Below are 23,726 nucleotides of genomic sequence, written 5' to 3' on the forward strand. Positions count from 1 at the left end.
CTGCTCTTCAATATTGTCCGAATGGTGCGTACTGTACCTGAATGCGAATGGCGCCGGGTCCGGCGGTCAGACTGCCAGCGTGCCGTCGACACAGGTCAGCGCGTTGCCGCCGATACGGATTGCCTGCTCCAGGATCGAGAGCCTGAGCACGCCTGCGCGCCCGACCATCTCGCCTTGTGTCGCCAGCAGCTCGCGTCCGAAGGTCCCGAGCTGCCCCGTATGGCGCAGGTAGGCCGCGACCGCGCCGGTCCCGCTGCCGCAGACGGGATCTTCGTTCACGCCATGCGCCGGCGCGAAGGCGCGCACTTCGATGGCCGCCCTGCTCCCCGGTTCGTGGCTGCCGAAGATGACCACGCCCGTGTGCCTGCCCTGGATGTCCTGCGCCTTCATGCGCTGCAGGTCGGGTTCGCATGCCAGGACGGCGCGGGCGCTCGTCAGCTGGGCGACGACCCAGCGTGCGCCGACGTCGACCAGGTAAGGCACGACATTCACCTCGAGGTCGGCGCCGAGGATGGCTTCCAGTTGCGCGGACTGGCGCGCGTCCAGGGCCCTGAGGCTCGGCGGGGGCAGCTCGAAGGCGATCCAGGCCGGTCCCTGCCCTGCCCCCTCGACGGTCAGCCTGACCAGGCCGGCGGCGCATTGCTGCACCAGGATGCCGTCTTTCGCCTGCACGATGCCCGCTTCCAGCAACGCATGCGCGGTGCCGATCGTGGGATGGCCTGCGAAGGGCAGCTCGGCGCCGGGCGTGAAGATGCGGACCTGGTAGTCGGCGCCGGGCTCGGTCGGCGGCAGCACGAAGGTCGTCTCGGACAGCTTCGTCCAGCTGGCGATCTGCTGCATCTGGCCGGCCGAGAGCCGGGCGGCGTCGAGCACGACGGCGACCGGATTGCCCTTGAAGGGGACGGTGGTGAAGACGTCGACGGTCTTGATGGGCAGGCGTAGCAAGCTGGTCTCCCTTTGAAGAACGGCTGGCCACCAGTGTACCGGATAGCGCGGCAGGGCGATGCGCGGCGACTGGGTCAGCCATTGCGTGCTAGCTTGTGCGGCGACGAACCGCTTCCAAAGGAGAGCTCGCATGGTACGGCATCCCGGCATCTTCCCCACCTTCTTCCTGTCCGGCTTCGAATGCTCCAATTTCCTGTGGAAAGACGGTGCGCGGCGCAACCTCGTCAGTGAAACCGGGCACGACTGCCATGCCCCGGAGGATTACCGCATCCTCAGCAGCCTCGGCATCGCGGTGGCGCGCGAAGGCATTCCCTGGCCGCTGGTGGACAGGGGCGGCGCCTGCGACTTTTCCGTGATCGATCCCTATATCGAGGCGATGAACACGTCGAAGATCCTGCCGATCTGGGATCTCTGCCATTACGGCTATCCGGACGACCTCGACCCGTTTTCCGACGCCTTCGTCGATCGCTTCGGGCAGTATTGCCGCGCCGCTGCGCACTACGTGATGCCAAGAGTCCCCGGCCCGCATTTCTTCACGCCGATCAACGAAATCACCTTCTTCTCTTTCTGCGCCGGCGAATGGGGCTGGGCCGCACCCTATCGCTGCAGCCGGGAAGACCGGGCCCGCCTCCTGAAGGCACTCTGCCGCGCCGCCATCGCCGGCGTGCGCGCGATCCGGGAAGTCGATCCGGAGGCGCGCATGGTGCACATCGATCCCCTGGTGCGCGTGGTGGCGCCGCGCGACCGTCCCGACCAGGTCGAAGCCGCGCGCTACGAAACCCACGTCGACACTTTCCTGGCCTGGGACATCCTCTGCGGACGCGAGCTGCCGGAATACGGCGGCTCGCCCGAGATCCTCGACATCGTGGGCGCCAATGTGTATTCCTTCGGCCAGATGGAATACCGCGAAAACGGGCCGCACGCCCCGCTGCCGCCAGGCGACGAGCGCATCGCGCCCTTGTGCGACATGCTCGACACGGTATGGCAGCGCTATCGCAGGCCGATGATCATCGGCGAGACCAGCGGCCTGGGACAGGGCCGTCCCGACTGGCTGCGGGACGTCATGGGGGAATCGCTGGCGGCGGTGCGTCGTGGCATGGACCTGCAGGGGGTGTGCCTGTTTCCGGCGGTCGACATGCCGGACTGGCATACCGGCGAGTGGGTCGGCAACGGCATTTGCGACCTGCACGAAGAGAACGGCGACTTGCGGCGGGTGCCGAACCAGGCCTATGTCGACGAGCTGCGCCGTTGGCAGAAGGAGCTGAACCGGGTCACCAGCCTGGACGAGGATCCGTCCAGCGATCCGGTGGATTTGCAGGATGTGGTGGATGCGGCGCACCGGCTGAATGTGCAGCCCGACAAGGACTGGGCCTGAGCAACATCGGTGTCAGGTCTGACATTCGGACACGACCTCAACAGTAGCAGCCGACTATGGCTGAGACCGTGTCTAGATGTCAGACCTGACACCGAGCTTCTGAAGTGCTTAGAAGTTCATGCGGAACTGCACGCCGTAGGTGCGCGGTTCGGTCAGGATGCCGGTCAGGTTGTCGAAGTCGATCGCGGCCTGGACCTGGACTTCGTCGGTGATATTGCGCACGTAGGCAGCCAGTTCGTACTTGCCGTCGCCCCACTTGTAGCCGGTGCGCGCACCGCCTTCCAGCAGCGACTTGGCCTTGTACTCCCTGGCTTCGTACAGGAACATGTTATAGGTGCTGCGGTAGGCCCAGTCGGTGTCCGCGTAGAAGTCGCCATTGCCGAGCGGGACGCTGTAGCGCAGCGTCAGGTTGGCCTGCCAGCGCGGCGCGCGCGGCAGCGGATTGCCGTCGATGCGCACGGTGCCCGGGAAGGGGCCGACCGGATCGGTCACGGTGCAGCCGGCGCGCCCGCCCGTGTTGGCGAAGTTGCCGCACTGCTGGACGAACAGCGAACCGTCCTTGATCTCGGTGTCGTTGTAGCTGCCGCCGAAGGTCATGCGCAGCGAATCGGACAGCACCGCCTGGAAGTCCAGCTCGACGCCCTGGCCGGTGACCTTGTCCGCGTTAATCAGCTGGTTCATGTTGATCACGCCGCTGCCGGCGGTGAGCTGCTTGTCCTTGACGCGGTACTGGAACACGCTGGCCGACACGCGCGCGCGACGGTCGAACAGCTCTTTCTTGAAGCCGGCTTCCCAGGACAGCACTTCCTCGGCGTCGGCGAAGGACGGACGGTCGGCCAGGCCGTTCAGGCGGCCCTGCATGCTGGGCGCGCGGTAGCCGGTGGCGATGCGCGCGAACAGGTTGGTGTCCTGGTCCAGCGCATAGGTGCCGCTCAGGTCCCAGCTGACGTTGTTCGACTCGTTGTTGATGATGAAGGGCCCGGCCGTGGTGGCCTCGACGCGGCGCGCCGAGAAGTCCTTCTTGTCGTTGGTGTAGCGCAGGCCGGCGCGCACTTTCAGCTTGTCCGACACGGTGTAGTTCACCGAGCCGAAGGCCGCCCACGACTTGGTCGACTGGTCCTGGGTGGCGTAGAACGGGTTCTGCGGATTGCCCGGGGCCAGGGAATCGAAGCTGATGCTGTCGATGCGGATGTCTTCGTTGAAGTAGAACAGGCCGCCGATCCACTGCAGCGGGCCGGACGCGTTGGACTCGGCGCGGAACTCCTGGGTGAACTGGCGGTGCGCCGGCAGCAGGTCGGCCGTCTCCACCACGAAGGGGATGTAGCCCGGCCCCATCGGCTGCGCATATACGGCGCCGTAGCCGCCGTCGACGTCGGCGCGGCTGTAGAAGTCGGCCGTCTCGTAGCCGGTGATCGAGTGCAGGGTCAGGCCCGGCAGGTCCCAGCGCAGGCGCGCGTTGCCGCCCTTGGTGCGCAGGGTCTGCTTGTTGACGCCGTCGGTCGGATAGCTGCCGTAGTCGAAGCCATCGACCAGATCGTTCGTCCCCTGCTTGATGATGTTGGCGCGGAACAGGGTGGCGTTGTTGTCGAGGTCACGGGCGTGGACGTTGAACAGCGCGCTGAATTCCTTGCTCGGCTTGAACAGCACCTGCAAGCGGCCGGCGTTGTCGTGGTAGCCCTCGAAGTCGCGGGTGCCGGTCGGGCGCGGGTTGTGCACGCGGTCGTCGCGGTTCTGCGACTGCAGCGACAGGCGCGCCGCGACCGTCTGGCCCAGCGGCAGGTTGAATGCGCCTTCCGCATTCTTCACGCCATCCTTGCCGAAACCGGCGCTGACATAACCCTCGGTGCGGAACACCGGCCGCACCGAATCGAACTTGATGACGCCGGCCGGCGAGTTACGGCCGAACAAGGTACCCTGCGGGCCGCGCAGCACCTCGACCTGCTCGACGTCGAACACCGGGAAGCCCTTGAGCATCGGGCTTTCCTGGACGATGTCGTCGACCACCAGGCCGACCGGCTGGGAGGCGTTCAGGTCGAAGTCGGTATTGCCCTGCCCGCGGATGTAGAAGCGCGGGAAGGAGCGGCCGTAGTCGGATTCAATGTTCAGGCTGGGCGAGCGGCCGGACAGGAAGCGGATGTCCTGGCCGCCGGCGGTCAGCGTATCGAGCTTGTCGCCGCTGACCGTGGTGATCGACATCGGGACGTCCTTGATGTTCTCCGCGCGGCGCTGCGCCGTCACGATGACCACGTCGAGGCGCTGGCCGCCCTGCCCCGGCGTCTTCTCGGCCGCCGGGGCATCTTGCTGGGCCGGGGCGGCGTCTTGCGCCAGGGCCGCGTTGAAGGGAAAGGCGCTGGCGACGGCCATGCACATCAGGGTGTGGCGGGTCGGGACGGACAGGCGGGAGCGAAGAGCTTTCATTCTTTTCCTTTGCGAATGACACACTTGTAAAGACAAGCAGTCTACCGAACGGTCGTTCAGCTCAGCAAGGAAATGGTGAACAATGCGTCAAAATTGCCACAAGCGCAAATGACAAAGAAATGCCGGTCGAACTCCGCCTACTACACGGTCGGCTGCGCTGTGCAGCGCTGCTTCATCGACTGAATGTCGCGCACCAACAACATGTACTAATTTAACAATGCGAGAGCGCCGGCGTTACCGAATGATAATCGTGGCAGGAAGCTTCATATACCCAAAAATTTCAACATACAAGCAAATCATCGCTACTTTCGACACAAATAGAATGATACGTGTGATAATTTCTCTGCCAGTAATATTTGGATCTACTCACGAACTGAATAAGTGAACATATGGATTGGCCAACGATCATAACAGCAATAACTTCCTCCTTGAGTCTCAGTCTAGCTGGAGCATATTGGCTTGGAAAAAGTTTAATCCAGCACCGTCTGGCTCAGGACCTCGAAAAACGTAAAGCTGAACTCGCTCAACAGTTAGAGAACCAAAAGAGCATGGCGGCGCAGGACCTCGAACAGCTCAAAAAGAAACTCGAGTTGGACCATGCACAAGCGCTAGGCACTATCGATGCGGATGTCAGGCGAAATTTAGAACTCGATCTTGGGCAAGTTAATGCTCAAAGGGAATATGAGTATGAAGCACGACGACGTCTCTATGCGGCAATTGGCCCCCTGCGTTTCCAGCTTTTATTATCTTGTCGCGACCTCATTGGGCGTATAGAAGCCATAGGATCCCGAGAACGTTATAAGCTCGATCTTAGCTCGTATTATGCTCGCAGCACTATTTATCGGATTCTAAAGCCGTTCGCTCTCGCGTCTCTGATAGAAGAACAGATAGCATTATCTGATTTCTCTGTGGATGAAAAGGCTATTGACCTCATCCGTTTCCGTCGAAGTGTCACCCGCATCTTTAGTGGAGATGAATTCGTTGCACGACATCCGAATGTTAATTGGCTGACGCAAGAAGAACATATATTTGCCGATAGACTTTCAGCGTCGGTTCAGCCCATGATCCGCAGAGATTCCAGTAATGCACGCGTCATGCGATTTGAAGAATTCAATAGCCTTATTAACAGCCAAGGTTGGCATGACTTAGCTCCAATTGATCATATATTTTGCGAATTTGAAGCCTCATCTAAGCCAATTCTGTGGGCTAGGCTTGTCGCCTACGCATATTTATGCAATTCGCTGATAAACAGCCAAGGCTCGGCTCTCGGTTTTGAGCTGGAAACATTAAATGTGGAACCGTTATTATCACGTGCAAACGATCTGTTTATATCAGAAAATATTTCACAAATAATTAGCGAATTCGTTAAAATGGAAAACAAACGACTCTAGCTGTCCTTGAGGAGACTCGTAATATTGCGTCGATTCACCCACTCCCCTAAAACTTGATCGGGGCAACGATTACAATCTTATTGTCCCGATCGCCGCTATCTTCGGTTACCTCCGTCACTTCCAAACCCTCTTCGCTAAGGCGAGGAGGCATAAATATGATTGCATCTTTTATTCCAGAAGCAGCCATATATGCTTTCACCTGCTGCAAGCCGTCTCTAATTCTTCGCTTCTTGTCTAACGACGGTCTTTTAACTTCGATAAGAACCGTCGAATCTTCTTTCTGCAAGAGGAGATCGGCTTCCATCCTCTGCGTTCCGTGACGAATTACCGGCGTAGTAGTAGCCTTAATTTGCGGATCAACTTGTTCAATAAATCCAGCCAACTGTCCCAGAAGCTCATATTCAAACTTTGTAGTGCTGTCTCCAGGCGCAATATTTTCCGAGAATTTCGTCAACAACTGGACACACTGCTGCGCGAATGTCAGAGCTCTATAATCGGCAGCATTGGGCGGAGAAGATTGCAGTTGCTGTTCTGATCGTGATTTTTCCATCTCATACGCGTGCTTTTCAAGCATTTGATCTAGCAAGATATTGAAGAATGCCGAGACACTCACAATTGCTAACAACGCTTCTTGCGCAGAGAAGAATAGTTGATAGTCATGCGTAGACTTGTTTCGCCATTCGGTCCGGTAATTCCTTAGCTGCAAGAGCACGCGCTCTTTTAACAGCTTTCCTTGTTCCAAATGCCTCTCAATTTGATAAGGCGATTTCGAAGAAGGTTCCTTTCCGGCAAGCACTCGATATGCTTCTTTAAGTGCTCCTTCATATGCCTGGTTAGTCCGATATATCACATCGGTATAAAGGTATTCCCCTAATTGCCGCCCCAACTCGTAATGTTTTTCGGAAATTTCGATATGTAAGATAACGGCTTCAAGGCCAGGACGTGAGTCCGTATCCTTCAAGCTTGCGCATTTTTCTCTAGTTAATTTTAGTAGGTCCATGTCACTCTAATTCGCGAAACTCAGCCTAAATCTGCACCATACTTGGAAATTCTTACATAAACCGCAAAAGCATCTTAGTAAACATGAGAAGATCACAACATCGAACTCTTCTATGACGGCTACCTCGTGAGTAGCCTCATTCCTGTCTTCCGAATGATCCACCCAATTTGAGCCGTTCTGGGGGGACATATCCCTGTGCTGAAAGAATGCTTACATATTCGATAAACTCCAGACCTTCATTCGCCCCTTGGTGAAGTGCAATGTCCATCAACATTTGTGAAATAGCAATACATATGCAGCAAGCACCGTTGGCTTGTACATTTACAAGCTTCTTCATATAAAGCGTTTAATTCGTCAGGAACATACGAAACGGAGTTTCCCAGTGCGGGTTGCGGGGGCCGAAGCCCGTCAAGCGAAAAGAAGTTTGGACCACCGCAGTTCGGGCATATGTAAACTCCACCTACTTGACGCCCACTACCGTCACACAACTGTCCCAGCTTATATCCTTTAACCGAAGAAACAACAGTGCCACAGAACCCGCAAGCAAATTTTTTATTTTCTACGTCTTGCAGCTTGGACCAGCCGATTTTCTTGTCATGAAGAAATCCGTTTTCCAGATTTAAATTTTGATTATCGAGACCATAAATTATCTCAAGATAAATAGACTTACAATGCAATGCGCATACTTACGACACAACTTCCAATACGATGGCGAAAAAAAGCGGGCCTGAGCCCGCTTTCTTGATGACGCTGTGCTATGAGTTAACGCTTGTCGGTGCCCGGCGCGTCGCGCACTGGCGAGCCGACGAACAGCTGGCGCGGACGGCCGATCTTCTGTTCCGGATCGGCGATCATTTCGTTCCACTGGGCGATCCAGCCTATGGTACGCGCCATCGCGAAGATACCGGTGAACAGCGAGACCGGTATGCCCAGGGCCGACTGCACGATGCCCGAGTAGAATTCGACGTTCGGGTACAGCTTGCGCGACACGAAGTATTCGTCGTTCACCGCAATCTTTTCCAGTTCCATGGCCAGCTTGAACAGCGGGTCGTCCTGCAGGCCCAGTTCGTTCAGCACTTCGTGGCAGGTTTCGCGCATCAGCTTGGCGTGCGGGCCGAAGTTCTTGTAGACGCGGTGACCGAAGCCCATCAGTTCACGCCCGAGTTCTTGTCCTTGACCTTCTCGATGAAGGCCGGGATGTTCTCGACGCTGCCGATTTCCTTCAGCATGGTCAGTGCGGCTTCGTTGGCGCCGCCGTGCGCCGGGCCCGCAGACAAGCGATACGGACTGGGGTGAACAGTCGACAACACCCTCGACCGCAGGCTATCCTACTTCAGTCAATTAGCCGACAGAGTCGTGGAAGTGGAATTGAGATAGATACCGCGCCACGTCTTACAGTCGTCCGAATTCGTTTTGCTGTTGAATGTTATTTCAACGCGACTTTCATTGAAATCGCGTTTAAGATCAAACATTTAACAGTTACATCGATTGTCTCCGCCAGTTCGCGACTGCTTCGGCGTGCCCGCCGATTGGAGCTGACGTCGACCAGCGTTCCCAAAACTCAACAGTTCCGCTGTTCGGCCTTTGCTTAGGTTCCGTTACACGAACTCGTGTTGGCAGCAAGCTGGAATCGCCTACAACTAACGCTTCACCAGTGTCTAAAACCGGAAGAAGATCGCCAAAACCGCCTAACGAATCAGGCAGAAGCCTTCGAACCACTGCTTGGTCATCACCGTTCGTAAGACGCATGGCTACTAAATTATTACATTGACTTAGAACAGTTCTGTTGACTTCAGACGGACGCTGGCTAATCACAACCAGCCCGACTCCGTACTTACGTCCCTCTTTCGCAATTCTTTCAAATATCTCCACCGAAACGCTGCCTGTTGCGCCTGCATCACTCCGTTCCGGGATATACAAGTGAGCCTCATCGCAGAACAACGCAATAGGATGACGTTGTGACGGCTCGCTCCATTGTTGGACAGAAAATGCCAACTTGGCTACCAAACTCACAATCGCCGGCAATATATCACTTGGCACTTCAGAGAAGTCAATGATTTTTACGCCACCGCGCTTATCTTTCTGATCGGCGGTTCCAGCCAACAGAGTGATGACGAGTTTTTCCAGCCATTCAAATTCGAGAGTCTGCGCGCCTCCGCGAAACAGAAATCCAAGACGCCGATCGGTACGTTTATTCTCAAACCTTTGTATTAAGCGACTCAACTTACCATGAAAGTCGCCTTGCTTATCTCCTCTGACACCTTGGACCATTTCCGTATTAACTGCATTAAGCTCATTGATAACGGCATCAATACTAAAAGGAACTGGGCTGTCGATGGTAAAATTTTCTAGAAGTTGGTCTTGCCCAACATCGACAAGGAACTTTCTTTTTGCGTTCACTACGGCTCGTGACATAAGCATTGTCTGGTTTGGCGAGTTCTGGTCGCTTCTATCAACAAACATGGATGTCATTGCGTCGTAACTGAGAAGCCAATACGGGAGATAAATAATCCCGTCTTGGAGACCTTGGGAAGTTTCCAAATCGCCTGGTCCGGCGATCCTATAATGGCGTATCCCTTCTCCCGTTAACGGTGCATATTCTCCATGCACGTCAAAGACGATTGCATTAGAGTTTTCGAGTCCGGATACTTGCTCAAGGATTCGGGCAGTCGTCCATGATTTTCCTGAGCCTGTGCTCCCAACAACCACAGCATGGCGTTGGAAAAATTTGTTTCCGTTCAAATACGCAACAGCTTTTTCATCAAGTGTATATTGACCTAGCGATAACCGCTGAGAATCTGAACCGATCGCTGCGATTACACGCATAAATTCAGTTAGACGTTTCTCTTCCAGTGAAAAACAACACGCATCGATTTCCGGGACGGTTTCCAACGTTCTCAAGAAAACGTTAGACTTACTTCCAAGCTTGTCAATAAGAGTTCCGATCAGTGCTATCCGGACCATATTTACTTCAGAAATCTCCTCATCATCTTGCGTTTCGTCTTCTTGAAGAGCATTTCCGCCATCGACTGCATTTCGCGTTATCTTTTGAATTATACCTATGAGGTATTGCCCTGGCTTGCTGCTTTGGAGTACTGCCAGTCGATTTACTTGCAATTTCCGTAAGCGCTCAACGTCGTCAACAACAACAATGACCGTTGCCGTATCGACTGAGCGTACTCGCCCAAGTGCTTCATGATCCTCATATGCCAAAATACTCATGCATGCCCCCCTATGAAACAAGATTCATAAAATCTGCCAGTTTCCACAATGACGCATTCTTGACCTCTATGCCATCAGGAAATTCATTACAGAATATTTTTGTGTTATTACCGCATTCCTCCAAAGCTGCATACCTACGACATTTTCCAGCGCGGAGGAATTGATGCGCAGTTGGACTTATTTCTTTGGTTAAGAGAATCAAAGGAACATCTTCTGACTCACATCGCCCAACCATAAGGGTTTGGATGTGTCGATCATTAAATCCATAGCCAATACATAGATATGCTTTCGCTGAACGGATTGCCTCATCCGCCTGTTGCATTGTGGTGCGGAACGGCTCCTCATGTGTCAGGCGATACTTTTCAATTCCGGGCGTAATAATTACGGGAGTGAGCGACGTCGGTCGAATTGCACTTGGCGGCAGGCTTATTACGGTTCCATCTAAGTCGGAAAACCATCCAAATGAACCGTGCACTTTCCAGACGCTAACTGTACGCGTCTGAGCTTTACCTTGAAAGACACGAGGCCCTGGCACGGGAGAGCGGGAGCCTAGATAGCCGAACGAGAAGCCTGTGTATGCGGTAAAGCCCCCCGCCTCTGCAGCATACTCAGCGAGTCGATCATAGTTCGGAGTCACGACCTGCACTTCTTTATTGGTGCTTCTAAACAGATGTTGATAGAGCTTAGTTAGCGGTAAGTAGCGGCGGTCAGAACAGACTCTTTCAAAAACGTTAATGTCATATTTGTTTAAATAATCCCAAGTGGACGTGACAACATGTGTCGTCATCCGCGCGGTGAGAGTCACGTTTGTTAGCGCACTTTCTAGGTCGGTTGTAGGCAATAGGTTCAGGAACGACTCCCAGCCCTTCTTATCTGTATCCGTTAAGCCGTCTGGCAAAACGGAATTAGTCAGATGCTCACCTAAGTGCCACATACCGGGAATACCGTGCCCGGCAGACGCACCGCTTCCTAGTAATATCAGCGGACTATAACCGACGCAATCCTGTGCCAAATTGGTGATATGTGCTAGCGCGTCCATTTGTAGCGATGAACCAAGTAATTAACTATTTCTTAATAGTACATCATTTTTTATTACGGAAATGTTAAAGATGAACTTGAGAGATTACATACATAAAAAAAAAGCGGACCGAAGTCCGCTTTCCTGATAACGCTGCGCTAAAGATCAGCGCTTGTCGATCCCCGGCACGTCGCGCACCGGCGAGCCGACGAACAGCTGGCGCGGGCGGCCGATCTTCTGTTCCGGATCGGCGATCATTTCGTTCCACTGGGCGATCCAGCCGATGGTACGGGCCATCGCGAAGATACCGGTGAACAGCGAGACCGGGATGCCCAGGGCCGACTGCACGATGCCCGAGTAGAAGTCGACGTTCGGGTACAGCTTGCGCGACACGAAGTATTCGTCGTTCAGGGCGATCTTTTCCAGTTCCATCGCCAGCTTGAACAGCGGGTCGTCCTGCAGGCCCAGTTCGTTCAGCACTTCGTGGCAGGTTTCGCGCATCAGCTTGGCGCGCGGGTCGAAGTTCTTGTACACGCGGTGACCGAAGCCCATCAGCTTCACGCCCGAGTTCTTGTCCTTGACCTTCTCGATGAAGGCCGGGATGTTCTCGACGCTGCCGATTTCCTTCAGCATGGTCAGTGCGGCTTCGTTGGCGCCGCCGTGCGCCGGGCCCCACAGGCAGGCGATACCGGCAGCGATACAGGCGAACGGGTTGGCGCCCGACGAGCCGGCCAGGCGGACGGTCGAGGTCGACGCGTTCTGCTCGTGGTCGGCGTGCAGGATCAGGATGCGGTCCAGGGCGCGCACCAGCACGTCGTTGACCTTGTACTCTTCGCACGGGTTGGCGAACATCATGTGCATGAAGTTCGCGCTGTACGACAGGTCGTTGCGCGGGTACATGAACGGCTGGCCGATCGAGTACTTGTATGCCATGGCGACCAGGGTCGGCAGCTTGGCGATCAGACGGATGGCCGAGATTTCGCGCTGCTGCGGATCGTTGATGTCCAGCGAGTCGTGGTAGAACGAGGCCAGCGCGCCGACGGTGCCGACCAGGACCGACATCGGGTGCGCGTCGCGGCGGAAGCCGCGGAAGAAGAAGTTCATCTGCTCGTGGACCATCGTGTGACGGGTCACGGTGTTCTCGAATTCGGCCTTCTGCGCGGCGTTCGGCAGTTCGCCGTTCAGCAGCAGGTAGCAGGTTTCCAGGAAGTCGCAGTTGACGGCCAGCTGCTCGATCGGGTAGCCGCGGTACAGCAGCTCGCCCTTGTCACCGTCGATGTAGGTGATGCTCGAGTTGCACGAGGCAGTCGACATGAAGCCAGGGTCGTAGGTGAACTTGCCGGTCTGGCCGTACAGCTTGCGGATGTCGATGACGTCCGGGCCGATGGTGCCTTTGTAGATCGGCATGTCGACCGACGGGCTGCCGTCGGAGAACGACAGGGTGGCTTTGGTATCAGAGATATTCATGGCACTTCCTTCTTGTGGGAGTGGATCTTAAAAACAAAAAACGGCTGTCTCACGCTTGCCGCAGGCGCGCCAGCAAGGCGCGCACGTGCGGCCGGTCGACCTCGCCTTCAGGCTCGGAGCGGCCCAGCAGCAGGTCCATCAGCGGATTGTCCGCCAGGTCCAGCAAGCGGGTCAGCGCATCGACTTCCTCGTCGCTCAATTCTTCTTCATGCGCATCGAGGAAGCGCGTGAGGATCAAATCGTTCTCGAGCAGGCCACGGCGGGCGCGCCAGCGCAGGCGGGCGCGGTTCGTGGGGTCGGATTGATGCGTTTTCACTAGAGTCCGTTGTTGGGTCAACATCATACTCCGCATGCCGGGAATAGGCAGTACGGTACTTTTACTGTATTTGCGGCATCTTTTACTGCGTGATGCTGCATTTTGCGGCTATGTGCTACGGCTGGCTGAACGCGCGCACGGCAAAGCCGTGCACCCTACGTAGGGTGGTCGGGTTCCCCGACCGCGCGTTCAAATCACGTTTGAACTGAGCGACGATCTTAGATCGCGCGACGAACCAGCAATTCCTTGATCTTGCCGATCGCCTTGTTCGGATTCAGGCCCTTCGGGCACACGTCCGTGCAGTTCATGATCGAGTGGCAGCGGAACAGGCGGTACGGGTCTTCCAGGTTGTCCAGGCGCTCGTTGGTGGCTTCGTCGCGCGAGTCGGCGATGAAGCGGTAGGCCTGCAGCAGGCCGGCCGGGCCGACGAACTTGTCCGGGTTCCACCAGAACGACGGGCAGGAGGTCGAGCAGCAGGCGCACAGGATGCACTCGTACAGGCCGTCGAGCTCTTCGCGCTCTTCCGGCGACTGCAGGCGCTCTTTCTCCGGCTTGATCGAGTCGTTGATCAGGTACGGCTTGATCGAGTGGTACTGCTTGAAGAAGTTGGTCATGTCGACGATCAGGTCGCGGACCACCGGCAGGCCTGGCAGCGGACGCAGCACGATCGGCTGGGTCAGCTCGTTCAGGTTGGTGGTGCAGGCCAGGCCGTTCTTGCCGTTGATGTTCATCGCGTCCGAACCGCACACGCCTTCGCGGCAGGAGCGGCGCAGGGCCAGCGAATCGTCGACGTCCGACTTGATGCGCTGCAGCGCGTCGAGCAGCATCTTGTCGGTGTCTTGCAGCTCGACGGTGACGTCTTGCATGTAAGGCTTCGTATCCTTGTCCGGATCGTAGCGGTAGATCTTCAGTTGGACGGTGCGTGCCATGTTTTTACCTGTTTTTCACGGGCCGCGACCACGTCGCGGCCCTGCATAAATTAGAAAGTACGGGCCTTCGGCTTGAAGGTGTCGACGGTCAGCGGCTTGGTGACCACAGCCTTGTACTCGAGGCGGTTGTTCTCCGAGAACCACAGGGTATGCTTCATCCAGTTCTCGTCGTCGCGGTTCGGGTAGTCGCTGTGGGCGTGCGCGCCGCGCGATTCCGGACGGGCCGCTGCCGACACGATGGTCGCCTTGGCGGTCTCGATCAGGTTGTCGAGTTCCAGCGCTTCCACGCGGGCGGTGTTGAACACCTTCGACTTGTCCTTGAACGACACGTGCTTGCGGCGCTCGTCCAGCTTCATGATTTCCTTGACGCCCGCATCCAGCAGTTCCTGGGTACGGAACACGCCGCAGTACTTCTGCATGGTGGCGCGGATGTCGTTGGCGACGCCCTGCACTTTTTCGCTGCCGGTCGAGGTCTCGAGGCGGTTCAGGCGCTCGAGCGCGAAGTCGGCTGCGTCGGCTGGCAGCGGCTTGTTCAGCTTCTGCTTCAGGTTCGAGGCGACGACGTGGTTGCCGGCCGCGCGGCCGAAGACCACCAGGTCGAGCAGCGAGTTGGTGCCCAGGCGGTTGGCGCCGTGGACCGAGACGCAGGCGCATTCGCCGATCGCGTACAGGCCATTGACGATCTTCTGGCCGCCGGCGCCGTCAGGAGCGACGACCTGGCCGTGGATGTTGGTCGGGATGCCGCCCATCTGGTAGTGGATGGTCGGGACGACCGGGATCGGTTCCTTGGTCGCATCGACGTTGGCGAACTTGTGGCCAATTTCGAGAATCGACGGCAGGCGCTTCTCGATGGTGTCCTTGCCGATGTGGCGCAGGTCCAGCAGCACGTGGTCCTTGTTCGGACCGCAGCCGCGGCCTTCCTTGATCTCCTGGTCCATCGAGCGCGAGACGAAGTCGCGCGGCGCCAGGTCCTTCAGGGTCGGCGCGTAGCGCTCCATGAAGCGTTCGCCGTTCGAGTTGATCAGGATGCCGCCCTCGCCGCGCACGCCCTCGGTGATGAGGACGCCCGCGCCGGCCACGCCGGTCGGGTGGAACTGCCAGAACTCCATGTCCTGCAGCGGCAGGCCGGCGCGCGCCGCCATGCCCATGCCGTCGCCGGTGTTGATGAAGGCGTTGGTCGATGCGGCGAAGATGCGGCCTGCGCCGCCGGTGGCGAAGATGGTGGTCTTCGCTTCCAGGATCATCACGTCGCCGGTTTCCATTTCCAGGGCCATCACGCCGACCACGTCGCCTTCGGCGTCGCGGATCAGGTCGAGTGCCATCCACTCGACGAAGAAGTGGGTGCGGGCACGGACGTTACGCTGGTACAGGGTGTGCAGCAGTGCGTGGCCGGTACGGTCGGCCGCGGCGCACGCGCGCTGGACCGGCTTCTCGCCGAAGTTCGCGGTGTGGCCGCCGAAGGGGCGCTGGTAGATCGTGCCGTCCGGGTTGCGGTCGAATGGCATGCCGAAGTGTTCGAGCTCGTACACGACCTTCGGGGCTTCGCGGCACATGAATTCGATCGCGTCCTGGTCGCCCAGGTAGTCGCCACCCTTGACGGTGTCGAACATGTGCCAGTACCAGTCGTCTTCGCTCATATTGCCCAGCGAGGCGCCGATGCCGCCCTGTGCCGCGACGGTGTGGGAACGGGTCGGGAAGACCTTCGACAGCACCGCCACGTTCAGGCCGGCTTCAGCCAGCTGCAGCGATGCGCGCATGCCGGAACCGCCGGCGCCAACGATGACCGCGTCAAAACGACGGGTAGGGATTGCAGTTTTGATAGCTGCCACGATTACACACTCCAGAGAATTTGCACGGTCCAGGCGGCGCAGGCGAGCAGCCAGAAGATGGTCAACAGCATCAGGAACAGGCGCAGGCCCGCCGATTTGATGTAGTCCATCCAGATGTCACGGATGCCGACCCAGGCGTGGTAGAACAGGCCGAGGAAGGTCACCAGCGAGAACAGCTTGAACCACTGCTTCGCGAACAGGCCTGCCCAGGCTTCGTACGAGAATTCGTTCGCGGTCAGGAAGGACACCAGCAGCACGATGGTGTAGACGGCCATGACGATGGCAGTGACGCGTTGCGCCAGCCAGTCCTTCACGCCGTAGTGGGCGCCGACAACGAGGCGGCGCGGGCCGATATTATTTTTAGTTGCCATGATTTAGAACACTCCGAACAATTTCAGGCCGACCAGCGCGGTCAGCACCAGGCTCACGACCAGCACCCAGCGTGCGGTCTTCTGCGCAGCGTCCTTGTCCAGGGCCAGGTGGTTGTCCATGAACAGGTGGCGAACGCCGGCGGTGAAGTGGTGCAGGTAGGCCCAGGAGAGGCCCAGCAGGATGATCTTGACGAACCAGTTGTCGACGATGCCCGCGAAGTGGGCAAACGAGTACTCGGAACGCAGGCTTTCCTGCAGCAGGTAGAGCAGGAACGGCAGGAACAGGAACAGGCCGGCGCCGCTCACGCGGTGCAGGATCGACACGATGGCCGATGGCGGCATGCGATATTTACCCGTAATATCCCCAATGCCAACGTTGCGGAACTCCGGCCGCCCTTTTTTTGCTGCATCTTTCACGGCTTCGGACATGTAACACCTCCCTTATGACGACAGTTTTTTAGTGAACCCTTGATTTTCGCCGATTTTGTGACTGGCTCCAAATTCCGTTGCCAGAATCTACAGCCGCGCAACAAACCGGGTACTGTTCGTCGCTTACTCAAAACCAACTAATTTTAATCGCTTCGTGCGATTGCTGCTGACGCCGGCACCGGCCTCTGCAATGGTAGGGTGGTCGGCTTCGCCGACCGCGCGTTCAACTCACGGATGCACCGTGGCGACGCGTGGTCTGGCTGGACGCGCGGTCGGCATAGCCGACCACCCTACGACAATTCATTCTGGTAGTGATGGCGGGCGGTCGAGTAGATCCCCCTGCGCAGCTCCACCGGTTTATCTCCATACGAGAACGACACGCGATCCGCGCACAGGAGCGGCGTACCTTCCGCCACCTTCAGGTGCTCCGCCGCCTGCGCATCCGCCGACACCGCCCGGATCTTCTCGGTCGCGCGTATCATGCGCGTGCCGAACTCCGATTCGAACAGCCCGTACATCGGCCCCTTGTATTCCACCAGCCGCTCCGCCGTCAGCCCCTTGAACAGCTGGCCCGGCAGCCACAGCTCCTCGAGGATGGTCGGCACGCCATCGAAGGACTGCACGCGCTTGATGTACACCACCGTGTCGCCCGAATTCAGTTCGAGCAGGCGCGCCACTTCGGCCGTGGCGCGGATGCGCAGCACGGCGATGAAGCGGTTGTCGGGATGGTGGGGAACGCCCTCGTCGGGCATCAGGCGCAGGAAGCGGAAGTGGGCGCGCTCCTCGGCGTGGGTGGCGACAAACGTGCCCTTGCCCTGGCGGCGCACCACCAGGTTCTCGGCCGCGAGCTCGTCGATGGCCTTGCGCACGGTGCCCTGGCTGACCTTGAAGCGGCCGGCCAGTTCGACCTCGCTCGGCATGAGTTCGCCTGGCTTCCACTCGCCCGACTGCAGGCTCTGGGTGATCAGGGCCTTGATCTGCTGGTACAGCGGACGAAACGACGGCGATGCGTCGGTGCTCGCTGCATCGCTGCTGTGGGGCGGGACGGGATTCATAGACCGCGATTTCACCACAAATGTGCATGCGAGTCCAGTATATGACCGTCAAGACATGTGTCTTATATAAGACATATGATATGAATTGACAGATAGAACACCGGAGGCATACACTCGCGATCGGTTTGGACCTCCGCGTGTCCTCGCACGGCCGCGCGCGATATCCATTTGACAGGGTGCCTGTTTTGGTATCATTGCAGCTTTCGTCATTCAGGCATTCCTTCGGCTCGACCGTTTTCATTCCCACTTTGGAGATTCATCATGGCTAAAACCCCAATGCGCGTCGCCGTGACCGGCGCGGCCGGCCAGATCGGCTATTCCCTGCTGTTCCGCATCGCCAACGGCGACATGCTGGGCAAGGACCAGCCGGTCATCCTGCAGCTGCTCGAGATCGACAACGAGAAGGCACAGAAGGCGCTGAAGGGCGTCATGATGGAAATCGACGACTGCGCATTCCCGCTGCTGGCCGGCATGACCGCCCACGCCGACCCGATGACCGCCTTCAAGGATGCCGACGTGGCCCTGCTGGTCGGCGCACGTCCGCGCGGCCCGGGCATGGAGCGCAAGGACCTGCTGGAAGCCAACGCCCAGATCTTCACCGTGCAGGGCAAGGCGCTGGACGCCGTCGCTTCGCGTGACGTGAAAGTCCTGGTGGTCGGCAACCCGGCCAACACCAACGCCTACATCGCCATGAAGTCGGCCCCGAACCTGCCGGCCAAGAACTTCACCGCCATGCTGCGCCTGGACCACAACCGCGCCCTGTCGCAAGTCGCGGCCAAGCTGGGCAAGCCGGTCGGTTCGATCGAGAAGATGGCCGTGTGGGGCAACCACTCGCCGACCATGTACGCCGACTACCGCTTCGCCACCATCGACGGCCAGTCGGTGAAGGAAGCGATCAACGACGACGCCTGGAACCGCGACACCTTCCTGCCGACCGTCGGCAAGCGCGGCGCCGCCATCATCGACGCACGCGGCGCATCGTCGGCAGCTTCGGCAGCCAACGCGGCGATCGACCACGTGCGTGACTGGGTGCTGGGCACCAACGGCAAGTGGACCACCATGGGCATCCCGTCGGACGGTTCGTACGGCATCCCGGAAGGCACCATGTTCGGCTTCCCGGTGACCACCGAAAACGGCGAATACAAGATCGTCCAGGGCCTGGAAATCGACGCGTTCTCGCAAGAGCGCATCAACCTGACCCTGAAAGAGCTGGAAGAAGAGAAAGCCGGCGTCGCTCATCTGCTGAACTAAGCTGCCGGGTTAAGCAATGCAAAGGCGCAGGCACCCGCCTGCGCCAACCGTGCCATGCCGTTGAATAGACGGCATGGCCGATCCGTTTCAAGACATACCATGCACCCTTCCGAGGTTTTATTCCAGGGCAAACGCCAGCCGCTCCTCCTCCCCGCCTGCGATCACTACGCCGGCTCGGAGAAGCTGATGCGCAAATCGATGACCCTGCAACAAGAGCTTGGCCCCGTCTTCGACATCACCTTCGACTGCGAGGACGGCGCCGCCGCCGGCAGTGAAGCCGAGCACGCGCTGCTCGTGACCCAATTGGTGAACTCCGAGGACAACCGCTTCAACCGCATCGGCGTACGCCTGCACGACACCGGCAGCGAACACTTCGCGGCGGACGTCGCGGTCATCGTCGGCTCTTGCGCGGCGCGCCTGGCCTATGTGGTGCTTCCTAAAGTGGAAAGCGCCGCCGAAGTCATTCGCGCCATCGACCTGATCAACCAGCACGCCGCCAAGGCTGGTCGCAGCGACCTGCCGGTGCACGTCCTGATCGAGACCCACGGCGCCCTGCGCGAAGCCTACGACATCGCCGCCCTGCCCCAGGTCGAGTGCCTCTCCTTCGGCATCATGGATTTCGTATCAAGCCACTACGGCGCGGTGCCGGCCAGCGCGATGCGCACCCCGGGCCAGTTCACCCACCCGCTGGTGGTGCGCGCGAAGCTCGAGATGGTCGCGGCCTGCCATGCACACGGCAAGGTGGCCTCGCACAACGTCACCACCGACATCAGGGACAGCGCGGTGGTCGCCAACGATGCCCAGCGCGCGGGCGCGGAATTCGGCTTCACCCGCATGTGGAGCATCCACCCGGACCAGATCAAGCCGATCCTGAAAGCCTTCACGCCGCGCCTGTCGGAAGTGAATGAAGCGACGAATATTTTGACCGAAGCCATGAACGCGGGATGGGGGCCGATCGCGCAACACGGCCGCTTGCACGACCGCGCGAGCTACCGATATTATTGGACCGTTTTGCAGCGCGCGAAGCTGGCAGGCCTGGCGCTGCCGGAAGCCGCGGCGGCAATCGTCAACCAAACGGATTCCAACTGATGTCCTCCCTCCTCTCCCGATTCCTGGCTGCCGGCGCGTTTGCGCTGGCAGGCATTGGCGTTTGCGCGAACGCATCCGCCGCCCCTGAAAAGCACCCGAAGGCCGAAGCGGTCCTGAAGGCCAAGTCCACCGCCAAGCCGAAGGCAAAGGCAAGGAAAGGCGCGAAAGTCGCCGCCGGCGCCGCCGCTGCCGCAGCCGTCGCCGCGCCGGCCGCCAACCCGCAGGACGTCGACGAACCGGACATCACGGATACCCTCGTGACCGAATACGCTTGCGAACTCGGCAACAAGATCACGATCTACACGAACGCCCAGGACGACAGCCACATCGCCCTGCGCTGGAAGAAGCGCCTGCACCGCCTGAACCGCGTGGGCACGACCACCGGCGCGCTGCGCTTCGAGAACCCCTACTTTGGCCTGATCTGGATCGGCATCCCGGCCAAGGGCATCCTGCTGGACTCGAAGCTGAACCGCCAGCTGGCCAACGAATGCAAGAATGCGGAGCAAATGGCGCCGGTAACGGCCTCGCTGCCCGCGGAAAAGAAAAGCTGATCCGGGGCCGCAAGCCACGGATCGCCTGATGTTTTGCAATTGAAAGAACAATATCCCCACTGAAGGAGAGATGATGTCTCACAACACCCTGAACACTCTGAAGGAATTCCCGGTTGGCGCCGGCCAGACCGGCCAGTACTACTCGCTGCCAGCCCTGGGTGAAGCCCTCGGTGTGAACCTGTCGCGCCTGCCGGTGTCGATCCGTATCGTCCTCGAATCCGTCCTGCGCAACTGCGACGGCAAGAAGGTCACCGAAGAGCACGTGAAGCAGCTCGCCAACTGGGGCGCGACCGCCGAGCGCACCGACGAGATTCCTTTCGTCGTTGCCCGCGTCGTGCTGCAGGACTTCACCGGCGTGCCGCTGCTGGCCGACCTGGCCGCGATGCGCAACGTCGCCGCCAAGACCGGCGCCGATCCGAAGAAGATCGAGCCGCTGGTGCCGGTCGACCTGGTCGTCGACCACTCGGTCACCATCGACCACTTCCGCGAGCCGGGCGCCCTGGACCTGAACATGAAGCTGGAATTCCAGCGCAATAACGAGCGCTACCAGTTCATGAAGTGGGGCATGCAGGCATTCGACACCTTCGGCGTCGTGCCGCCGGGCTTCGGCATCGTCCACCAGGTCAACCTGGAATACCTGGCGCGCGGCGTCATGAAGCAGGGCGACGTCTTCTACCCGGACACCCTGGTCGGCACCGACTCGCACACCACCATGATCAACGGCGTCGGCGTCGTCGGCTGGGGCGTGGGCGGCATCGAAGCGGAAGCGGGCATGCTGGGCCAGCCGGTCTACTTCCTGACCCCGGACGTCATCGGCGTGAACCTGAAGGGCAAGCTGCGCGAAGGCTGCACCGCGACCGACCTGGTGCTGACCATCACCGAGATGCTGCGCCGTGAAAAAGTCGTGGGCAAGTTCGTCGAGTTCTTCGGCGAAGGCACCCGCTCGCTGTCGACCACCGACCGCGCCACCATCGCCAACATGGCTCCCGAATACGGCGCGACCATGGGCTTCTTCCCGGTGGACGAAGCGACCGTCGACTACTTCCGCGGCACCGGCCGTACCGAAGCCGAACTGGCCGCCTTCGAAGGCTACTACAAGGCGCAGGGCATGTTCGGCATCCCGCAAGCCGGCGAGATCGACTACACCCGCGTGCTGGAACTGGACCTGTCGACCGTCACCCCGTCGCTGGCCGGTCCGAAGCGTCCGCAAGACCGTATCGAACTGGGCTCCGTGAAGAACACCTTCACCGAACTGTTCAGCAAGCCGACCACCCAGAACGGCTTCAACAAGTCGCCGGACGACCTGCACAAGGTCTACGAGACCACCAACGGCGTGCGCGTGAAGAACGGCGACGTCCTGATCGCCGCGATCACCTCCTGCACCAACACCTCGAACCCGAGCGTGCTGCTGGCTGCCGGCCTGCTGGCCAAGAAAGCCGTCGAGCGCGGCCTGACCGTGGCTCCGCACATCAAGTCCTCGCTGGCTCCCGGCTCGCGCGTCGTCACCGAGTACCTGACCGCCGCCGGCCTGCTGCCTTACCTGGAGAAGCTGGGCTTCGGCGTGACCGCCTACGGCTGCACCACCTGCATCGGTAACGCCGGCGACCTGACCCCGGAACTGAACGCCGCGATCGTCGAGAACGACATCGTCGCTTCGGCCGTCCTGTCGGGCAACCGCAACTTCGAAGCACGTATCCACCCGAACATCCGTTCGAACTTCCTGGCCTCGCCGCCGCTGGTCGTCGCTTACGCGATCGCCGGCAACATGACCAAAGATCTGATGTCGGAGCCGGTCGGCAAGGACAGCAACGGCGTCGACGTCTACCTGGGCGACATCTGGCCGTCGTCGCAGGAAGTGGGCGAACTGATGCGCTTCGCGATGAACTCGGAAGTCTTCCAGAAGAACTACGCCGACGTGAAGGGCAACCCGGGCGCACTGTGGGAACGCGTGTCGTCGACCGAAGGTCAAGTCTACAACTGGCCGGAATCGACCTACATCGCCGAGCCGCCGTTCTTCGCCGACTTCGAGATGACCCCGAAAGCCGCCGCCGCAGGCATCACCGGTGCCCGCGCTCTGGGCGTGTTCGGCGACTCGATCACCACCGACCACATCTCGCCGGCCGGTTCGATCAAGGAAGACGGTCCTGCAGGTAAATGGCTGAAGGACCACGGCGTCCTGAAGGCCGACTTCAACTCCTACGGCTCGCGCCGCGGCAACCACGAGATCATGATGCGCGGCACCTTCGCCAACGTGCGTATCAAGAACAAGATGATCCCGCCGAAAGCGGACGGTTCGGCGGTCGAAGGCGGCATCACCATCCACCAGCCGTCGGGCGAACAGCTGTCGATCTACGACGCAGCGATGAAGTACATCGCCGAAGGCACCCCAACCATGATCTTCGGCGGCGAAGAGTACGGTACCGGCTCGTCGCGCGACTGGGCGGCCAAGGGCACCCAGCTGCTGGGCGTGAAGGCCGTGATCTGCCGTTCCTTCGAGCGTATCCACCGCTCGAACCTGGTGGGCATGGGCGTGCTGCCGCTGCAGTTCATCGGCAACGACAGCGTCGAGTCCCTGGGCATCACCGGCAAGGAAACCTACGACCTGAAGGGCCTGGAAGGCGAGATCAAGCCGCAACAACTGGCTACCCTGGTGATCCACCGCGAAGGCGGCGAATCGCAGGAAGTCAAAGTGCTGCTGCGTATCGACACCCCGATCGAAGTCGACTACTACAAGCATGGCGGCATCCTGCCGTTCGTGCTGCGCCAGCTGCTGGCTGCGTAATCGGGAGGGGCCCGCTCGCGCGGGCTGCTTGCCAAACGAAAAGGCCGGAACCTGCGAAGGTTCCGGCCTTTTTTACGTCTGGGCATGGCGGCCGCTAGCGCCCGATCCCGAAGCCGATACCGATGCTGCTGCGCCCTCCACTGCCCACGCCACCGAAGATGGAGGTCGATACGCCCCCGCGTCCAGCGTTGGTCGCTGACTGAAGAATGCAATTGCGCCAGGGGTCCGTGTTCGGTACATGGCCCAGCTGCGTACACGCCGGCCCGAACTCAATCATCATGCGCTCCA

At 59.3% G+C, this 23,726-nt stretch carries 18 protein-coding genes and 1 pseudogene; 6 read left to right on the top strand and 13 right to left on the bottom strand.

Annotated features, from left to right (window positions below; all coding sequences use genetic code 11):
- Positions 1-66: 66 nt before the first annotated feature.
- The gene (locus tag NX780_RS00255; protein ID WP_258825863.1) at positions 67-1,077 is read right to left on the bottom strand and encodes a PhzF family phenazine biosynthesis protein; all 1,011 of its coding nucleotides are present in this window, start codon (positions 1,075-1,077) and stop codon (positions 67-69) included.
- Here NX780_RS00255 and NX780_RS00260 point away from each other — a divergent pair.
- Positions 1,076-2,320 carry a glycoside hydrolase family 1 protein gene (locus tag NX780_RS00260; RefSeq protein WP_258825864.1) on the top strand — a complete coding sequence of 415 codons (1,245 nt, stop codon included), beginning with the start codon at positions 1,076-1,078 and terminating at the stop codon, positions 2,318-2,320. The genes NX780_RS00255 and NX780_RS00260 overlap by 2 nt on opposite strands.
- A 108-nt stretch (positions 2,321-2,428) precedes the next feature.
- Here NX780_RS00260 and NX780_RS00265 read toward each other — a convergent pair whose 3' ends face one another.
- On the bottom strand, positions 2,429-4,738 hold the full coding sequence (locus NX780_RS00265) for a TonB-dependent receptor (RefSeq protein ID WP_258825865.1): 2,310 nt from the start codon (positions 4,736-4,738) through the stop codon (positions 2,429-2,431).
- 389 nt (positions 4,739-5,127) lie between these two features.
- Between NX780_RS00265 and NX780_RS00270 the strand changes: the two genes are divergently transcribed.
- A complete protein-coding gene (locus NX780_RS00270) occupies positions 5,128-6,129 on the top strand; it encodes a hypothetical protein (protein ID WP_258825866.1) in 1,002 nt (333 codons plus the stop codon).
- Between the two features lie 46 nt (positions 6,130-6,175).
- On the opposite strand, the gene NX780_RS00275 is transcribed toward NX780_RS00270, so the two are convergent.
- From NX780_RS00275 to NX780_RS00325, 11 genes and pseudogenes are all read right to left on the bottom strand, one after another.
- Entirely contained in the window at positions 6,176-7,129 is a 954-nt protein-coding gene (locus tag NX780_RS00275) for a hypothetical protein (protein ID WP_258825867.1), read from the bottom strand.
- Between the two features lie 762 nt (positions 7,130-7,891).
- Positions 7,892-8,397, bottom strand: a pseudogene (locus NX780_RS00280) (citrate/2-methylcitrate synthase); the annotation flags it as partial.
- Positions 8,398-8,608: 211 nt separating this feature from the next.
- The gene (locus NX780_RS00285) at positions 8,609-10,351 is read right to left on the bottom strand and encodes an ATP-binding protein (RefSeq protein WP_258825868.1); all 1,743 of its coding nucleotides are present in this window, start codon (positions 10,349-10,351) and stop codon (positions 8,609-8,611) included.
- A gap of 10 nt (positions 10,352-10,361) precedes the next feature.
- Complete coding sequence (locus NX780_RS00290; RefSeq protein WP_258825869.1) at positions 10,362-11,390, bottom strand: SIR2 family protein; 1,029 nt, start codon at positions 11,388-11,390, stop codon at positions 10,362-10,364.
- Positions 11,391-11,534: 144 nt separating this feature from the next.
- Positions 11,535-12,836 carry a citrate synthase gene (gene gltA / locus NX780_RS00295; protein ID WP_258825870.1) on the bottom strand — a complete coding sequence of 434 codons (1,302 nt, stop codon included), beginning with the start codon at positions 12,834-12,836 and terminating at the stop codon, positions 11,535-11,537.
- 49 nt (positions 12,837-12,885) lie between these two features.
- Positions 12,886-13,188, bottom strand: coding sequence for an FAD assembly factor SdhE (locus tag NX780_RS00300; protein ID WP_370663568.1), 303 nt, complete (start codon positions 13,186-13,188; stop codon positions 12,886-12,888).
- Positions 13,189-13,370: 182 nt separating this feature from the next.
- Positions 13,371-14,081 carry a succinate dehydrogenase iron-sulfur subunit gene (locus NX780_RS00305; protein WP_258825872.1) on the bottom strand — a complete coding sequence of 237 codons (711 nt, stop codon included), beginning with the start codon at positions 14,079-14,081 and terminating at the stop codon, positions 13,371-13,373.
- A gap of 50 nt (positions 14,082-14,131) precedes the next feature.
- Positions 14,132-15,910 (bottom strand): succinate dehydrogenase flavoprotein subunit, encoded by a 1,779-nt coding sequence (gene sdhA, locus NX780_RS00310; RefSeq protein WP_258825873.1) that lies wholly within the window; start codon positions 15,908-15,910, stop codon positions 14,132-14,134.
- Positions 15,911-15,912: 2 nt separating this feature from the next.
- Positions 15,913-16,281 (bottom strand): succinate dehydrogenase, hydrophobic membrane anchor protein, encoded by a 369-nt coding sequence (sdhD, locus tag NX780_RS00315; protein ID WP_258825874.1) that lies wholly within the window; start codon positions 16,279-16,281, stop codon positions 15,913-15,915.
- A 3-nt stretch (positions 16,282-16,284) separates the two neighbouring features.
- Positions 16,285-16,710 carry a succinate dehydrogenase, cytochrome b556 subunit gene (gene sdhC, locus NX780_RS00320; protein ID WP_258825875.1) on the bottom strand — a complete coding sequence of 142 codons (426 nt, stop codon included), beginning with the start codon at positions 16,708-16,710 and terminating at the stop codon, positions 16,285-16,287.
- A 290-nt stretch (positions 16,711-17,000) separates the two neighbouring features.
- A complete protein-coding gene (locus NX780_RS00325) occupies positions 17,001-17,765 on the bottom strand; it encodes a GntR family transcriptional regulator (protein WP_258825876.1) in 765 nt (254 codons plus the stop codon).
- 261 nt (positions 17,766-18,026) lie between these two features.
- Between NX780_RS00325 and NX780_RS00330 the strand changes: the two genes are divergently transcribed.
- From NX780_RS00330 to acnA, 4 genes are all read left to right on the top strand, one after another.
- Positions 18,027-19,016 (top strand): malate dehydrogenase, encoded by a 990-nt coding sequence (locus NX780_RS00330; protein WP_258825877.1) that lies wholly within the window; start codon positions 18,027-18,029, stop codon positions 19,014-19,016.
- A gap of 99 nt (positions 19,017-19,115) precedes the next feature.
- Positions 19,116-20,105: an HpcH/HpaI aldolase/citrate lyase family protein gene (locus NX780_RS00335; protein WP_258825878.1), complete on the top strand. Its 990-nt coding sequence runs from the start codon at positions 19,116-19,118 to the stop codon at positions 20,103-20,105.
- Positions 20,105-20,656 (top strand): hypothetical protein, encoded by a 552-nt coding sequence (locus NX780_RS00340; protein WP_258825879.1) that lies wholly within the window; start codon positions 20,105-20,107, stop codon positions 20,654-20,656. Before NX780_RS00335 ends, NX780_RS00340 begins: the two co-directional genes overlap by 1 nt.
- A 73-nt stretch (positions 20,657-20,729) precedes the next feature.
- Entirely contained in the window at positions 20,730-23,438 is a 2,709-nt protein-coding gene (gene acnA, locus NX780_RS00345; protein ID WP_258825880.1) for an aconitate hydratase AcnA, read from the top strand.
- Positions 23,439-23,726: the final 288 nt, after the last annotated feature.

The organism is Massilia agri (genome assembly GCF_024753255.1).
In the GTDB taxonomy this organism is placed as follows: domain Bacteria; phylum Pseudomonadota; class Gammaproteobacteria; order Burkholderiales; family Burkholderiaceae_D; genus Telluria; species Telluria agri.

Coding starts and splice junctions, on each gene's coding strand:
- NX780_RS00300 (WP_370663568.1), bottom strand. CDS start 13,188: ATGCGGAGTATGATGTTGACCCAACAACGGACTCTAGTGAAAACGCAT.
- NX780_RS00275 (WP_258825867.1), bottom strand. CDS start 7,129: ATGGACCTACTAAAATTAACTAGAGAAAAATGCGCAAGCTTGAAGGAT.
- NX780_RS00335 (WP_258825878.1), top strand. CDS start 19,116: ATGCACCCTTCCGAGGTTTTATTCCAGGGCAAACGCCAGCCGCTCCTC.
- NX780_RS00340 (WP_258825879.1), top strand. CDS start 20,105: ATGTCCTCCCTCCTCTCCCGATTCCTGGCTGCCGGCGCGTTTGCGCTG.
- NX780_RS00325 (WP_258825876.1), bottom strand. CDS start 17,765: ATGAATCCCGTCCCGCCCCACAGCAGCGATGCAGCGAGCACCGACGCA.
- sdhC (WP_258825875.1), bottom strand. CDS start 16,710: ATGTCCGAAGCCGTGAAAGATGCAGCAAAAAAAGGGCGGCCGGAGTTC.
- NX780_RS00285 (WP_258825868.1), bottom strand. CDS start 10,351: ATGAGTATTTTGGCATATGAGGATCATGAAGCACTTGGGCGAGTACGC.
- acnA (WP_258825880.1), top strand. CDS start 20,730: ATGTCTCACAACACCCTGAACACTCTGAAGGAATTCCCGGTTGGCGCC.
- NX780_RS00260 (WP_258825864.1), top strand. CDS start 1,076: ATGGTACGGCATCCCGGCATCTTCCCCACCTTCTTCCTGTCCGGCTTC.
- NX780_RS00290 (WP_258825869.1), bottom strand. CDS start 11,390: ATGGACGCGCTAGCACATATCACCAATTTGGCACAGGATTGCGTCGGT.
- NX780_RS00270 (WP_258825866.1), top strand. CDS start 5,128: ATGGATTGGCCAACGATCATAACAGCAATAACTTCCTCCTTGAGTCTC.
- gltA (WP_258825870.1), bottom strand. CDS start 12,836: ATGAATATCTCTGATACCAAAGCCACCCTGTCGTTCTCCGACGGCAGC.
- NX780_RS00330 (WP_258825877.1), top strand. CDS start 18,027: ATGGCTAAAACCCCAATGCGCGTCGCCGTGACCGGCGCGGCCGGCCAG.
- NX780_RS00265 (WP_258825865.1), bottom strand. CDS start 4,738: ATGAAAGCTCTTCGCTCCCGCCTGTCCGTCCCGACCCGCCACACCCTG.
- NX780_RS00305 (WP_258825872.1), bottom strand. CDS start 14,081: ATGGCACGCACCGTCCAACTGAAGATCTACCGCTACGATCCGGACAAG.
- NX780_RS00255 (WP_258825863.1), bottom strand. CDS start 1,077: ATGCGAGCTCTCCTTTGGAAGCGGTTCGTCGCCGCACAAGCTAGCACG.
- sdhD (WP_258825874.1), bottom strand. CDS start 16,281: ATGGCAACTAAAAATAATATCGGCCCGCGCCGCCTCGTTGTCGGCGCC.